This window comes from Cuspidothrix issatschenkoi CHARLIE-1, assembly GCF_002934005.1.
GTDB classification, from domain to species: Bacteria; Cyanobacteriota; Cyanobacteriia; order Cyanobacteriales; family Nostocaceae; genus Cuspidothrix; species Cuspidothrix issatschenkoi.
The window spans coordinates 1-2,005 of sequence record NZ_PGEM01000239.1 but is presented as its reverse complement, the minus strand read 5'-3'; the positions used below and the strand labels follow the sequence as shown (position 1 = coordinate 2,005).

Annotated in this window: 5 protein-coding genes; all 5 read right to left on the bottom strand. The window is 37.2% G+C overall.

All coding sequences use genetic code 11. The annotated features are described in order from the left end of the window. Nucleotides 1–359: hypothetical protein (locus tag CUN59_RS23045; protein WP_133164067.1), on the bottom strand; the 359-nt coding region annotated here is incomplete at its 3' end. A gap of 197 nt (nt 360–556) precedes the next feature. After that, entirely contained in the window at nt 557–853 is a 297-nt protein-coding gene (locus CUN59_RS23040) for a hypothetical protein (protein ID WP_104389610.1), read from the bottom strand. Between the two features lie 108 nt (nt 854–961). After that, a complete protein-coding gene (locus CUN59_RS23035) occupies nt 962–1,117 on the bottom strand; it encodes a hypothetical protein (RefSeq protein WP_165790249.1) in 156 nt (51 codons plus the stop codon). A gap of 11 nt (nt 1,118–1,128) precedes the next feature. Next, on the bottom strand, nt 1,129–1,707 hold the full coding sequence (locus CUN59_RS23030) for a replication protein (protein WP_104389609.1): 579 nt from the start codon (nt 1,705–1,707) through the stop codon (nt 1,129–1,131). Between the two features lie 74 nt (nt 1,708–1,781). Next, nucleotides 1,782–2,005 (bottom strand): type II toxin-antitoxin system RelE family toxin (locus CUN59_RS23025; protein ID WP_104389608.1); only part of this gene is annotated, 224 nt, incomplete at its 5' end.

Sequence of the window (2,005 nt, the reverse complement as noted above, 5' to 3'; positions counted from 1 at the left end):
ATGCCCACTATTTGGGTCTCTTGTCTGCCAAAGCCTGTCTCTACTTTAGATTTTCTAAAAAACCAATGGTCAGGGTTATCAGTTACGATAATCTTACCAACCTTTTTAGAGAGGTCAGAGCCATCATACTGGACAACAGGAAACCTTACTTTTTCAACACGCTCTAACATACCCACACTCTCTAAAAGCTCATATTCCTCTCTTTCACAAACCACCAGGCGAGCATATTCTCTTTGCTCCCCTTGGCCGTCCTCGAAACTCCCTGTCTCTACCTCAAGTACGCGGAACTCGTTTGATTTTACTTGGGTCATGCTTAACTCTAATAGTTGTTTTTCGGTCAAATTTAGTGTCGCCGTCATTATCATTTCCTCGCTCAAATATTTCTAATCTCAATAACTTGCTTATACGCTTAGAAAGCCTGCCAGAGGACCTTGCCAACTCTTCAGCCATAGCAAGAGCCATATTCATCTCATACAGCCCTTGGTCACCCTCTAACACCTTTTTAAGCCCTTTTACGTTGTTCTCTATCTCCGCCAATATATCTAGTGGAGTTCTCTCATCTTTCGGTCTCGGCATAATCGTCATACCTCATAGTAGAATGGTTTTCAAGTCCCCATTTTCCTATCCCTACCACAACTTCACGAGTATCTTTCCACCCTGTAAGGTCAGATATTGCTGAATAAAACCTCCTTAGTTCCTCCTTGTTTAAGGGGTTTTTACTTGCTACCTCCACATAATGTTGCCCTCTCTCACCAACCCATGTGGTTATCTTAAAGCCTTTTTCAGGAACTTCTTCCTCACCTAACAACATATGTGCAATCCTATACCTAGTGCACCTAATAAATTCTTTCATTTCACACCTCTTCTATACTTTGGGGTCAGTGGATACCGTGACCCCTATGACCCCATTCTAGCATTTTTTTTGCATCTCTGTCAAATAAAAAAGTAGAACATTTTTGCTCTACTTCGATTGTTGTTCTATAAAGGCTTCTAAACACAACAGAAGAAACTCTCCATCTGTCACTATTTCCCCTGTTTTTTGGATATACTCTTTTTTTGTTTTTTTGTACAAATCATACTTTTCTGGAGCTACTCGCCCTTGTATTCTTGGGTTCATGTTTTTCCTCTTTACTTATTTTTATTTTTTTGCCATACAGCATCTATCATTTTATTTATAGCTAATGTGTTATAATTTATTGCAACATTAAACCAATCATCAGATTTTTCAATACACAACATCAAGAACTCTGCATAATTGTCTATATTGTTCTCGTAAATAAAACTTATCATTTCTTTCATAAGTACTAGCTTGTTTGTAGCAGTCAATTCAAAATAACTAGCTACATCAGCACCATTATGACCTACGATTTCATCTAGTGAGTATTGATATTTTTCTGGATTGTCAAGGTGCACCATATATCTTACTAAACCTTTTGCAGAGCCCACTTTTTGAGCATTAGGACAATTTAAAGGACCTATAATTTTTTGTACTGCAGTTTGGGTAATTGGTCCATCCGATGATAGCAATATATGCCAATGAGGCTTTTTTATTTCTCCATCCGCATTAACATCTTTATCATGCAAAGGACTTTCAACCCACCTCATGAATGTTTCATCTAATATCGTTCTCCAATTTTCTGGAGCTGATTCTGGGTATACAATAAAAGTCCAGTCTCGACCTTTCACAATTTCTTTTTTTTCACTCATATGCTATAATACTGGTAGAATAAATTCAGGGACTACTTTGCACGGCTAGTCCTTTTTTTATTTTACTTTCCTCTCTAAAGGTTTTTATATATTTCCGAACAATGCCCAACATGAAGATTTGTAATCACTAATTCCCCTTCATCGACTATCGCTACTATTCTATAATTAGATACCCTAAATCGAACATAACCAGATAAATTACCTGTCAAATATTTTCCTGGAGACCTTGGGAAATCAACCCCTACTAAATGTTTATCAATCCATTTAGCTATTTGTTTTTGAATCCCCTTATCTAGTT